The organism is Taklimakanibacter albus (assembly GCF_016595235.1).
In the GTDB taxonomy this organism is placed as follows: Bacteria; Pseudomonadota; Alphaproteobacteria; order Rhizobiales; family Aestuariivirgaceae; genus Taklimakanibacter; species Taklimakanibacter albus.
Map to the genome: position 1 here is coordinate 692,057 of NZ_JAENHL010000006.1, position 12,688 is coordinate 704,744.

The 12,688-nt window shown below is 62.8% G+C and carries 11 protein-coding genes; 6 read left to right on the forward strand and 5 right to left on the reverse strand.

Going from position 1 to position 12,688, the window contains the following annotated elements; genetic code table 11:
• Nucleotides 1–20: 20 nt before the first annotated feature.
• The 3 genes from JHL16_RS07930 (at nt 21) to JHL16_RS07940 (ending at nt 2,572) form a co-directional block, all read left to right on the forward strand.
• Entirely contained in the window at nt 21–317 is a 297-nt protein-coding gene (locus tag JHL16_RS07930) for a hypothetical protein (RefSeq protein WP_200184322.1), read from the forward strand.
• Nucleotides 318–491: 174 nt separating this feature from the next.
• Entirely contained in the window at nt 492–914 is a 423-nt protein-coding gene (locus tag JHL16_RS07935) for an HD domain-containing protein (RefSeq protein WP_200184323.1), read from the forward strand.
• A gap of 161 nt (nt 915–1,075) precedes the next feature.
• Complete coding sequence (locus JHL16_RS07940) at nt 1,076–2,572, forward strand: carboxypeptidase M32 (RefSeq protein WP_200184324.1); 1,497 nt, start codon at nt 1,076–1,078, stop codon at nt 2,570–2,572.
• Nucleotide 2,573: 1 nt separating this feature from the next.
• On the opposite strand, the gene JHL16_RS07945 is transcribed toward JHL16_RS07940, so the two are convergent.
• The 4 genes from JHL16_RS07945 to JHL16_RS07960 form a co-directional block, all read right to left on the reverse strand.
• A complete protein-coding gene (locus tag JHL16_RS07945; protein WP_200184325.1) occupies nt 2,574–7,409 on the reverse strand; it encodes a DUF11 domain-containing protein in 4,836 nt (1,611 codons plus the stop codon).
• A gap of 95 nt (nt 7,410–7,504) precedes the next feature.
• Nucleotides 7,505–7,939 (reverse strand): c-type cytochrome, encoded by a 435-nt coding sequence (locus JHL16_RS07950; protein ID WP_348647180.1) that lies wholly within the window; start codon nt 7,937–7,939, stop codon nt 7,505–7,507.
• A complete protein-coding gene (locus JHL16_RS07955; RefSeq protein ID WP_200184326.1) occupies nt 7,936–8,793 on the reverse strand; it encodes a WD40/YVTN/BNR-like repeat-containing protein in 858 nt (285 codons plus the stop codon). The genes JHL16_RS07950 and JHL16_RS07955 overlap by 4 nt, the downstream gene beginning before the upstream one ends.
• Nucleotides 8,794–8,845: 52 nt before the next feature.
• Nucleotides 8,846–9,163, reverse strand: coding sequence for a hypothetical protein (locus tag JHL16_RS07960; RefSeq protein ID WP_200184327.1), 318 nt, complete (start codon nt 9,161–9,163; stop codon nt 8,846–8,848).
• Between the two features lie 158 nt (nt 9,164–9,321).
• Between JHL16_RS07960 and JHL16_RS07965 the strand changes: the two genes are divergently transcribed.
• The 3 genes from JHL16_RS07965 to JHL16_RS07975 all read left to right on the forward strand — a co-directional run bounded on the left by JHL16_RS07965 (nt 9,322) and on the right by JHL16_RS07975 (nt 11,939).
• Nucleotides 9,322–9,780, forward strand: a complete 459-nt coding sequence (locus tag JHL16_RS07965) for a GNAT family N-acetyltransferase (RefSeq protein WP_200184328.1) — start codon at nt 9,322–9,324, stop codon at nt 9,778–9,780.
• 84 nt (nt 9,781–9,864) lie between these two features.
• On the forward strand, nt 9,865–11,367 hold the full coding sequence (locus JHL16_RS07970; RefSeq protein WP_200184329.1) for a RimK family protein: 1,503 nt from the start codon (nt 9,865–9,867) through the stop codon (nt 11,365–11,367).
• Nucleotides 11,368–11,444: 77 nt separating this feature from the next.
• Nucleotides 11,445–11,939, forward strand: a complete 495-nt coding sequence (locus tag JHL16_RS07975) for a hypothetical protein (RefSeq protein WP_200184330.1) — start codon at nt 11,445–11,447, stop codon at nt 11,937–11,939.
• Between the two features lie 20 nt (nt 11,940–11,959).
• On the opposite strand, the gene JHL16_RS07980 is transcribed toward JHL16_RS07975, so the two are convergent.
• Complete coding sequence (locus JHL16_RS07980) at nt 11,960–12,619, reverse strand: hypothetical protein (RefSeq protein WP_210345966.1); 660 nt, start codon at nt 12,617–12,619, stop codon at nt 11,960–11,962.
• Nucleotides 12,620–12,688 lie beyond the last annotated feature (69 nt).

Genomic DNA, 12,688 nt, shown 5'->3' on the forward strand with positions numbered 1-12,688 from the left:
TAGCGAGGGGAGTGCTTTCGATGCGCGTGACGATGGTCTTTTCCGCCTTCCTGCTGGCATCTGCCGCAAGCGCTCATGCCGACATTCCGCTTCTCAACGCGACATGTCCGGGCAAGATCGAGGTCCACGCCGATCAGGGCGGCCCCGTCTACATCAACGGCAAGGAAGGCAAGCTCAAGAAATTCAACAATAATTACTATGAGGCGAAAGGTGGCGGCGTCACCATCTCGCTGGCCATCAATCCCGATGGAACACCCTCGATCTCCTATACGGGCAAGGGTGGCGCGAATGGTGTGTGCAGCCTCAAGGGCGACTGAAGTTCCCTCATGCGGAACTTAGCGCGGAGCAGTGCAATTGCCTTGCGCGCGCAGATATAATTTTGTACCTGTTTTGATCATAGAGCCGTTGGGGGCGTTGGCCCCGGGCCAAGAGTCTCGCTGCCGCGATGCGGGGCGGACCATTCACCTGAAATCGATGGAGTGAGAGTGCCGATGAGCACTTTGGAGCGCGCGATCGCGATCGCGGCGGAAGCGCATGCGGGGCAGGTCGACAAGGCCGGCGAGCCCTACATCCTGCATCCCTTGCGCGTGATGATGAGGCTGGAGACGGACGACGACCGGATCGTCGGCGTCCTTCATGACGTCGTCGAGGACAACGCAACCTGGCCGCTCGCCGCCTTGCGGGCGGAAGGTTTCGCCGAAGCGATCCTCGTGGCGATCGATGCGGTCACCCGCCGCGAGGACGAGGATTACGAGTCCTTTGTCCGCCGCGCCGGCCAGAACGAGATCGGCCGACGTGTCAAGCTCGCCGACCTTGCCGACAATATGGAGCTCACGCGGATCAAGACGCCGGGGCCAAAGGATCACGAGCGCATGGAGCGCTATCGCAAGGCGAGAGAGATCCTCCTCGCCTGAGCGCAGCATCAGATTGGAAGCGAGAGCCCCCGGTTAATCTCGCGACCGACGGAAAGCCTCGGATGTTCGCATCCGGGGCTTTCTGTCTCCGCGGCGTGGTTCTTTCCCTCGCGGTTCTCTTGTGACAAGAGAGAGTGTCCTCGCAACTCTCTCAGGTGATCATGTCATTCGCTCAAATCGAAGACCTCGGACGTAAGCTCGAGGCGCTGGATCATGCCCAGGCGATGCTTGGCGTCGACGAGGCCGTGCAGATGCCGGTCGGCGGCGGCGAGAAGCGCGCCGAAGCCTTGTCCATGCTGGCCGGCTTCTATCACGAATTGGCCACGGCTCCGGAAGTCGCCGACTGGATCGACGCCGCGGAGCGTGGATCGCTCGATGCCAATGGGCAGGCGTCCGTGCGCGAGTTCAGGCGGGTCTACACCAACATGACCTGCCTCTCCGCCGATTTCGTGCGCCGCCAGGTCAATGCCCGGGTGCGCTGCGAGCAGCTGTGGCGTGAGTTGCGGCCGAAGGGCGACTGGGCCGGCTTCCTGCCCGCTTTCGAAGGGGTCGTCGCGCTGATGCGCGAGGAGGCGGCTTTGCGCGCGGCGGCGTTGCGGCTCGCTCCCTATGATGCGCTGATGGAGCAATATGATCCCGGCAACCGCGCGGCCGACATCGCGCCGGTCTTCGCCGAGTTGAAGGCGTTCCTCAAGGACTTCGTCCCGCAAGCCATGGCGCATCAGGATGAGAGGCTGGCGAAACGGCCCCTCAAGCCGTTCAACGCGCCATTCCCGATCGAGCGGCAAAAGGCGCTGGGGCATGCGATGATGGAGGCGGTCGGCTTCGATTTCACCCATGGCCGTCTGGATATCTCGCATCACCCTTTCTGCGGTGGCGTGCCGAGCGATGTGCGGATGACGACGCGTTATGTGACGGGTGAATTCCTCTCGGCCCTCATGGGCATTCTGCACGAGACCGGCCACGGGCTCTATGAGCAGGGCCTGCCGTCCGAATGGTCGCATATGCCGGTCGGCAGAGCGCGTGGCATGGCCATGCATGAGAGCCAGAGCCTGTTCGTCGAGATGCAGGTCTCACGCAGCCCCGAATTCTGGCACTGGGCCATGCCGGTCGTCGCCCAGCATCTGGGTGAGGAGGCGCTGAAAGGCTGGGACGTCGATGACGTCCTGTCCTATGTCCATCGTATCAAGCCGGGCTTCATCCGCGTCGATGCCGACGAGGCGACCTATCCCTTGCATGTGATCCTGCGCTTCGAGATGGAGCAGGATCTGGTTTCGGGCAAGCTCGCGGCCAAGGACATTCCGGAAGCCTGGAACGCCAAGATGACCGACTATCTGGGGCTGTCGACCCTCGACAATCCCAAGGACGGGCCGATGCAGGATGTTCACTGGCCGTCGGGCGCCTTCGGCTATTTCCCGAGCTACACGCTGGGGGCCTTGACCGCAGCGCAGCTCTGGGCGGCACTCGAAAGAGATCAGCCTTCGGCCCGCGACGACATCAGCAACGGACGTTTCGTCGGCCTCAATGACTGGCGCCGGCGAAACATCTGGAGCCAGGCTTCGCTATGGTCGACACCCGACCTGCTCGAACGCGCCACCGGCGAAAGACTGCAGACCAAATATTTCATCCAGCACCTCAAGCGACGTTATCTTAGCTGATCTATTGAGGATTGACCCCCGCCCTTACGCAATTCGGGGGCGTGCCTCTGAAGCCGGCAGGGCACAATCTGCGCGGTGGGACGACACGTTTACAGTCGGGCGGCGTGCCCCGGAAGCCCTGGGGACATACCGAGCGCGGCGGAACGACCCGCTTGCAGTTGGGCGGCACACCCCGGAAGCCTTCCGGACACAGCGAGCGCGGCGGGACGATGCGCTTGCAATCGGGCGGCGTGCCGCGGAAGCCCTTCGGACATACCCTCTGCGGCACGTCAATGCGTTTGCAGTTACCGGGCGCGCCCTCGGTGCCGCGCTTGCAGCGGCAATTCGGGTATTTGCCGATGGAGTCGGCGGGGCACGTCTTGGGCGTTTCGGCGACGCATCGTTTGCCGTTCCATTTGAGCGGCGCACGGCAACGGCAGGCGCCGTCGATCCGTTGCTGGTTCGACGGGCAGTCGATCTGGCGGCAATTGGGATATTTGCCGGTCGTTCCCGGCGGGCAGGCCATCGGCCGGCAGTTCGGATAGGTGCCGATCTCATTTGCGCCGCAGGTCTTGGGTTGCGATGTCGGCGTGCGGCATCGGCCATCCGCCAGCTTGGTTCCTTTCGGGCACCGGCATGCGCCGTCGATCCGCTCCATGCCGCCGGTGCAGCGTTCGGGCATGTTGATCTCGCGACAATTGGGCGGGCTGCCGGAGAAGCCCGATTTGCAGCGGCAGTTGGGATAGGTGCCCACCGAATTAGCCGGGCACACATCCTCGGGCGCTTTTACGTCACGCTTGCAGCGTTTGCCGTCCCAGCCGGAATTGGGCGGGCAGCACTTGCCCGCCACAGGCGTGCGCGACCAGCCTTGCGGGCACTTATCTGACGCGGGCGGGGTCGTCAGCCCGAGGCCGCAGAACGTCGTTCCATGCAGGTCGAACGGTGCGAATTTTGCGTCGGCAGTGGCCGTATCATCGCCGGCATTCGTATTGTTCGGCGTGCCGCCCGCCGGATCGAGAATCTCGGCCTTGTTCTGGTAGCCGCACTTCACTTGCGAGCCGGACGGGGCGACGAAGCTGTTGGGCGCCTCGATCGTGAGAGTGAGCACGACGCTTTCGCCCGGGTCGAGATTGACCGGCGGATGCGTGCAAAGCCCTTGCTCGGGATGGCCCATGGCGGACTGGCCTTCGCAGGCCCAGGGCGCCGACCAGCTGCCGTTGGACGGCTCGACGATGGCGCCGCCGAACAACGTGTCGCGGATCTCGATCGGGCCGTTGTGAGCCTCGCTCCCCGCATTTGTAACGGTGATCGTGAAGGGGCAGTTCTGGCCACCCGCCGTCGCCGCACAGGCGCCGGCCGTCTTGCTGATCGCGAGATTGGTTTCGGTTCGATCGGGCGGCGTCGTCAGGCCGAGCTCGCAGAATTTCGTGCCGTGCATTTCGAAGGGCGCGAATTTGACTTCCGCGACGGCTGTGTCATCGGCCGCGTCGACATTCTTCGGGCTGCCTCCGGCCGGCCTGGTGATCTCGGCCTTGTTTTTGTAGCCGCACTTCACCTGCGAAGCAGAGGGCGCGACGAAGCTGTTGGGCGCCTCGATCGTGAGCTCGAGCACGACGCTTTCACCCGGGTCGAGCTCGACCTGCGGATGTGTGCAGAGTCCCTGCTCGGGATGGCCCAAAGCGGACTGGCCTTCGCAGACCCAGGGAGCCGACCAGCTTCCGTTCGACGGCTCGACGATGGCGCCGTCGAACAATGTGTCACGGACCTCGATCGGAGCGTTGAATATGCCTGGCCCTTCATTGGTGACCGTGATGGTGAATTTCGTGTTCTGTCCGGTCGCGGTGGCCTGGCTCGCGGCAGCTGTCTTGCTGATCGCGAGATTGCTCTCTTTGGCCTTGGGCGCCGTAAGGGGTGGTTCGGGCTGCTGCATGGCTGCCGCGACGCAGATCGGCTGGCCGCCATCCAACGGGACCACGGTCACAAGTTGCGCTTTCGCCGAGCTCGTATCATCGCCGGCGAAGGAGTTGAGCAGCGTGCCGCCCGGAGCCTTGATGATCAGTGCGTTGTTGGTGATCTCGCACTTGGCCACGGGCGCCACCGGAATCCTGACGGTGACCGGGATTTCGACTTTCGCCAGATGGGCAAGATCGGGATTGTTGCTGCTGCACTGATACAGAGTGGGGAAGAACACCGGGCCGCCGCAATTCCAGCCGGCGGGAGGTTGGAATGTGACGGTGGCGCCGGCGGGCGTGCCGAAAGGCAGCGCGTCGAGGACCTGGATTGGACTCGTATATTTGGCGCCGAAATTCTGGACCGTCAGCTTGAACTTGCATTCCCAGTCCGTGCCGGAGATCGGGCATTTGCCGTTCGGCCCGGTCTTCTTGAGCTTGAGATTGCTTAGAGCCGGCAGCCCGGGGCACTGCGCGATCTGGCCCGGCAGGATCATCGTGGCTTCCGCCTCATCGTCGGTCGCATCGGTGTTCTGCTCGGTGCCACCCAGCGCCGCGACGATCTTGGCCTTGTTCTCGGCCTTGCAACTCAATGGCCCGGCGAGGTCCTTGGGAACCTTCAGCACCGTGCTCAGATTCACGGCCTGACCCGGAAGCAGCATGACGGGTCCCATCTCGCAGCTATAGCTTGGCGCAGGTCCCGCGCAGTTCCACGATGCCTGTGGGAAGCTCGCCGTCGTGCCCGCCGGGACAGTGTCTTCGACCTTGACCGGTCCATCATAGACGCCTGCGCCAATATTGCGGACGGTGACGGAGTAACGGCATTCGAAGTAGGGGCCCTTGTCGGTGCACAGTTCGGCAAACGGATCCTTCGAGATTTTCAGATTGGTCGTGGTGCCTTCCGGCGGCGGACAATGGTCGGCCGGAATCGTCGCCGTCGCGAGATCGAAGTCGTCGGCCGGATCGGTGTCGCCAAAGCCCGGCGGCCAGACGAGGCCGGCGAGATTGTCGAGATGACACACGGGGGCGGGCGCCGCGAGGTCGACGCTCATGTGGAGATCGACGCTTTCGCCCGGGAATAGTGCTGCGGGGGCATATGTGCATTGCTGCTCGCTTGGCGAGATCGCAAAGCAAAGCCAGGGCGGGGCGTTGGTCACTGTCATGACCGCGCCGGCGGGAGCCGCAGGCAGCTTGTCATTCACCAAGACCGGACCGAAATAGGCGTCCGGGCCGATATTCGTCACCCGGATGACGTAGTCACACAGGAATCCCAGTCCGCCCGCGGTGCAGGAATTGCCGACGGCCATCTTGTCGAGGCGCAGATTATATGCCCAGTCGGGCGTGCCGACGGGCGGCGTGTCGTCAGGCTGCCAGCCATCCGGCGGAATTTCACCGGGCGGTACATAGAGTGGCGGCACATAATCGGGCGGCAGATCGGCGGCCGGTGTGAACGTGTCGATTTCGGCGCGCTGGTCGCAAGGCTGCCAGATCTCGACATCACCGACATGGCCGTACTGGCGTGGATCATCGACACGGCCATCGTAATCGATGAAATAGGAACTCGCCGGCGGCTCATTGTCGGGCCGTGTCAGCGCGCGGTCATTACCCTGCAGGCCATGCAAAACGGGGTCGTCGCGCAAGCTGTCGCCCGACACCCACACCGTCATATCACACGCACCGGGGCGCGTGACCCCGGCATCGTCATAGCCATAGCCGAGCGCTACACCACCCGAGCCATTGCGATGATCGGGCGGGAAACCGACCGCATATTCATCGGGAATCGGTACCCAGATTCCGGGCGTGGCCGGATCGTCCGGTATTTCACGCTTGAAGCGGAACACGACGGACTGCTTCGCCTCGGTGAAGATGGAATAATCGTAGCTGCCCCTTATGCCGCCGCGCTGCGCGACATACATGTGATCCTGGGCATCGAAGGCGATATCCGAGATCGGATGATTGCCGGGAGTTCCCGATACCGTGATCTCGCGACGCGGATCGTCGCCAAAAGTCCCATCGAGATTGATGGAGACCGACCAGATTTCAGGGCCGGCATCGGCGGCGTAATAGAGGCGTCCGGCTCTGAGGCCGAGGCCCCAAACGCGCCGTTCCGGCTGGGTGAAGCCCCATGTCGAGGAATTCTCGCTGTCAAAGGCGGGCGACTTGATGTCGATGACCACGCCGTCATCGGCGACTGAGGAAAGGCCGGCCACGGGCCGTCCCGTCACACCGTGATCGAACGTATCGATCGGCTTTCCTGTCTCATCCAACCGGTGGATCAGCCCCGTGTCGAGATCAGATACGAAAAACTGCCTGGTGGCCCTGTCGAAAACGATGTCACCAAGGCCAGGTCCGGTATTGCCTTGTATCGTGGCGAAGAGCGCGACGGCGCCGGTCTTGCCGTCGATTTCGTAGATCGAGCCGGGGCCTCCGCCGGCGCCAAACTGGCCTGCCATCCACTGTGCATCGGGACGGCCCTTCTTCGCGCGCTCCGGGCGTCCGTCATTGTCGGAGTCGGGCGATACGATCTGCAATCCAAAGGCCGAGCTCGCGCCGAGATAGATGTTCGGCGCGGCATTCGTCGTCTCGATACGCTCCGCATCATCGAGCGCGATCGAAAAAACCTGGCCGATATCGCGTGCTTTTATCGTGAGGACAGGGGGCGTCGTAACGGCCTGCCCCTGGGCCGGTGCACCCGGCTGGAGCTGCAAAAGCCGGGCCGAGGCGCCGTCCGGGTCAATGAAGGTTTCATCCAGCGTATCGCCGGCCCCGGAGGGCGGATTGTCGACCTTTGTGCCGGAGAACCCGGTCACCACCGCGGTGCCGCGTGTGACAACGGCATTGTCCTGCGCATTGGCCGCGGACATAGTGAACGCCGTCACGAGGACGAGAAGCAAGCCCAGGTATCGCATGCACGATCTCCCACGGTTGCAACATCCGCCCGATGAATTGATAGCGTTACGTAATTTGCTGTGAACTGTAAATGAAGGGCCGGTTCATCCGGGGTTCATCGTGTCATCTGTCGCTGATATTCGCGCTCGCGCTCGGGCCAGGTGCTCTTGATGAATTCGATCGCGGCTCTGATCTCGTCGTCCTTCAGAGTGCCGGCAAAGGCTGGCATGTCGCTTTCATAATTCTCGCCCGCATAAGGCTTTAACCCGTTCCGGGTCACGTTGAAGAGCACTTCGTCGCTGTGGTGCCACGTATGGCCCGACGCGTCATGCGGCGGGGCGGGCAGGCGGCCACTGGGAAGCGGCGTCTGCCAGTCGGGCTGTCCTTCCAGTTGCTTGCCGTGGCATGACGCACAGTTGGCGGCATAGACCGACTGGCCAAGCGCGATCTGGCGCGCCTCGCGCAGACGCGGAAACTCAAGAACAAGAAGAGCCGCGATGATCGCAGCCCCGATCAGGGCTGCGATCATCCACGCCTTGCCGATCGTCACGGCGAAGTCTGGCCGAAAAGTCGCCAGCTCTTGCCGCCATCGCGGCTTTCGCGCACCTCGTTGTTCTGCATGGTGAGCGCCAGCTGCTGACCATCTTTGGTATTGGTGGCGAGATGGAGTGGAATGGCCTCGCCGAAATCATTGGTCAGCACCGACCATGAATCGGGCTTGTCCTCGCTCGCTTTCATGAGACCGCGCCCGACCACGAAGGCGTAGAGCGCCTTGTCGGGGCCGGTCTGGATGGTGCTCGCCACTTCGCCGGCAAAGGCGAGTGGTGCCCAGCTCCGCGCGCCATCTTCGGAGACGAGCACACCATTCTCGGTCGCCGCATAGAGGCGCTCCGCCTTTAGGCTGGATGCGGCGAGTGCAATGAGCCGCTCCGGTGCGTCACCGGCGATCTCCCAGGTGGCACCGCCATCGCGGCTCACCTGGATCTGGCCGAAGCCGCCATAGACCACTTTGGGATCGGCGCCGCTCACATCCATCTGATGGAAGTCGACGGGACCGTCGACACCGGGTGAGAGCTGCGTCCAGTTGGCGCCGCCATCGACAGAGCGCAGGAAGCCGGAATTGCCGCCCGTCGCCGGATGGCCGCTGGCGAAGTAGCCGAGCTCGTTGGCCGGGTCGGGCGAGAAACCCATGAAGTCCTGAACGGGAGAGACCCGCGTGACGGACCCGTCCTTGTCGACGGCATAGAGACCGTGATGGGTGGCGATCATCAGCGCCGCCGTGCCCGAGCGGGCGAAAGCGATGCCGTGATAGTGGGTCTTGCGGCCGAGCTCGGCCAGAGTCTCGGCGGAAGCGGGGATAACAAACAGGGTGGCGAACAGCGTCGCCCAGAGCGGAATGCGCATGAAATACTCCTGGAGTGAAGCGTAAGGATGAAGGCTGTACGAACAGCCGGTCCTATCCAGGCGAAACGGGCGGTATGGTGTGCCGGCCGTCGGGAATGCTCATGAAGACGGCACTATAGCGCACCGGCGCAATGGCGAGAGGAGCGGGGCCGGAAGCCTCCATTGCCGGTAATCCGCACATGGCTTGCGCGCAATTGACCATGACCATATCGGATTTCGGGCACATGCCGCAGTCGCTCATGGCGGACATCTCTGGGCCGTTCCCAGGAGTGTTGCCGGCAAAGAGATTGGCGAGAGGCATGAAAATCATGAGGACAGCGGCCAGGATCGCCACTGCCACGGTGACACGCAGGCTCCGCTGACGGCTCATGGCCCTCTCATGCGCCGGATGAGAGGGCCTGGCAAGAGCGACATCGTCACGCTGCGGCAAGCTTATGGTTTCCTTATGTCGGGGTGGCCGGATGCCTCTCGAATCCTTATGGCGGCCTCATTAACTCCATCGCAAAACATTGGTGGAGCCAGATTGAGATGAAACTGCGGCTTGCGCGCGAAGGGGACGTACCCCAGCTCCTTGATCTCGAGGAGAGCTCTTTCCCCGGCGACCGGATATCGGAGCGGAGCTGGCGGGCGCTGATCGGACGCCCATCCGCGATCGTCCTCGTCGCGGCGCATCGGCGTGCGGTTCTCGCAGCCGCGGTCTTGCTGACGAGACGCGGGACGCGTATCGCGCGGCTTTATTCGATTGCCGTCAACTACGCTGCGCGCGGTGCTGGCCTCGGTCGTGCATTAATGACACAGCTCATGAACACCTCGCGCCAGCGCGGCTATGCCGAGATGCGCCTCGAGAGTCGGGTCGACAATCTCGCGGCGCATCGTCTCTTTCAGGGGCTCGGTTTTGCCGAGTTCGGGGCGGTTCGCAAAAACTATTATGCCGATGGCACTCCAGCTTTGCGGTTCCGCAAGTGCCTCAGGACGCCGAACGGCTGATAGAGGAGCCGCTTGCGCTCCGGATCGGCGCGCCGCCTGGGCGCCGAACTCAACTTCATTCCCAACGCAAAGGAGGACGAGGCCATGCCCTCGCATATGATTATTGTCGAGAAGGAGAAGGATTTCCGCTGGTCCGATCCGAGTTGCCGGGTGATGACGGCCGAGGCCTATCTCGCCGAGCCGGTCTCGCCATCGCCACGCCGGATCGTCAATCTCTGCCGGGACTTTGCTTATCTGAGCGCCGGCTATTATGTCTCGCTTCTGGGCGAGGCGCGGGGCGAGCGCGTTATTCCCGATGTCCGAGCCTTCTCAGAAATGGACCGCCGCGATTTCCATGCGCGCCATGCGACGGTTCTCGAGCGCCTGTTGCTCAAAGCCCCAAAGATGCCGCGCTCGGTCAAGGCGCTCAGCCTGAATGTCTATTTCGGGGAGACCGAGGACAAACGCTTCAGCGAGCTGGCGCAGGCCGCCTTCGAGCGTCTGCGGACGCCGCTCCTGCGCATCGATCTGGAACGGAAGACCCATTGGCGCATCGCCGCCGTCGAGGTTCTCGACCCGCGCGACATTCCGGCCGGCGACGATGAGGTCTTCCTGGCCGGCCTCGATGCCTATCTGCACCGCCGCTGGCATCAGCCGAAGCCGCTGTCGTCACGTTTCGATCTGGCGGTGTTGCGCGATCCTGAGGACCCATTGCCGCCGTCAAAGCCGAAGACCCTCGAACGGCTCATTGATGTCGGTCGCGAGATGGATGTGAATGTGGTGCTGATCGAGCGCAAGGATTATCCGAGGCTCGCCCAGTTCGACGCCTTGTTCATCCGCGAGACCACCGCGGTCCCGAACCATACTTTCCGCTTCGCCTGCCGGGCCGAGCGCGAGGGCATGCCGGTCATCGACGATCCCTCATCGATCGTGCGCTGCACCAACAAGGTGTTCCTGGCGGAGTTGTTGCGGGGTCATGATGTGCCCACCCCCGGCACGCGTATTCTCACCCGTCGCCATCTCGACCGGATCGAGAACGAGCACCGTTTTCCCTGCGTCGTCAAGATTCCCGATGGCTCCTTCAGCATCGGCGTGGAGAAGGCGGAGAGCCGTAGTGAGCTTGCCGGCATCGCGGAGCGGATGCTGAAGCGCTCAGAGGTGATCCTGCTGCAGGATTTCGTGACGACCGAATTCGACTGGCGCATCGGCGTGCTCGACGGCGAGGCGTTGTTCGCGGCACGTTATTTCATGTTCGAGAAGCATTGGCAGATCATGAAACACGGCGATGACGGCAGCCATCTTGAAGGGCCGACCCAGGCCGTACCGATCAAGGAGGTGCCGGCCATGGTCCTGGCAACGGCGCTCAAGGCGGCCCGCCTCGTTGGGCGCGGCCTCTATGGCGTCGACCTCAAGCAGACGAAGGCCGGCGTTTTCGTCATGGAGGTCAATGACAACCCCAATATCGATGTCGGCATGGAGGATGCCGCCCTGGGCGACGAGCTCTATCGGCGCATCCTGCGGCACTTTCTGCACAGCGCCCACGAACTGCAGCAACGCCGCAAAGTCGCCGGAGAGTCACCGCACCTGCGCTTGCAGAAATCAGCCTGAACCACGTGGGGCCGGACTTGCGCGCCGGCCCCATCCACTGAAATATGCCAGGAACAATTTTGCGTGGGAGGCGGGATGTGACCGGTGGAGTTCTCTTGCAGGTGCTTCGTGGCGTGGTGGTGCTGGCCAGCCTTTCCGTTTCGGCGACTTGTCAGGCGCAGCCCAAGGGCGTCGCCGCAGTGGAGATCACCACTGCATGGACGCAGCGACTGCGCGCGGCGCATGAGCTGGCGGATGTGGAGAAGGTGGTGGGAACAGGAGGCAAGGCGGAAGCGACCGAAAGCAAGGGGAGTACGACGCGCACACGCCTCAGCTGGGTCGGGCGCGATGGCAAGGGGCGTCTGCGTGTCTTCGCCTACCGCTCAGGCGGTTTCTCTGCGATTGTCGATCCCGCCGACTCGGCGGGCGAGATCGTGCTGAACAGCTTCGGCGCCTTCCAGTGCAGCGATTGCTCGCCACCGGTCAACGCCTGTGGACGGCGCCCATCCTGGATACCGCATGATCTGCATTGGGACACATTCGACTGCCCGCATACGATCACCGGGCCGCAAGACATGCCCGCCGGCAAGTGATCATTATCGAAGCCGCAGTTTCAATTGATCGCCAATATCGTATGCGCCTTGACCACTCCATCCGACCCTTTGGCGGCAAATACGACCACATTCATTCCCGGCTTCAGAGTGCTCGCGTCCGACCAGACGAGGGCCGTAACGGGGACCTGCGGATCGACGATGAGCTCGGCCGTTCCATTCTGGTACTTGACCTTCAGGATCTGGCCCCCCTCCGGCACGCGCACGACCTGCGACACCGTCGCATTCGTCATAACGTTATTGGAATCCTTCATCGTCCTTTGTCCTTCACCCATGCCATGCAGGGCGTCGGGAAATATACGGAGCTCCGTCGAGTGAAGTTTTCCATCCGCCTGTTTGACGGCGGCGGAAGCCACGAAATCGCCCGGGCTGATGTCATTCAGGCTCGACGGTTCGCTCGTATATATCACCGTCTTGGCATCCAGCGCGACCGACGCCACGCCGTCGACCTCTTCCCGAAAAACGATTGAATTGCTGTCGATCGTCTCGATGATCGCGCGGATGGGCACATTCGCCGGTTGTGCCGCCGCCGGGAGGAGTTGAACGCCGAGGAGGCCAATAAGGAGGGCGAGTAGAAGGGGTTTGACGCCTGCGAAACTATGCATATGCGGCTCGCTTGAAAGTATCACGCTGTGGCAGGAATTGCGCTGTTCTGGATCCAATTTGTGTTCATATTGCGGTCCTGAGCCGATGTGCCGGAGATGTCCGGGCTGGCGGTTGGAGCAACTTTT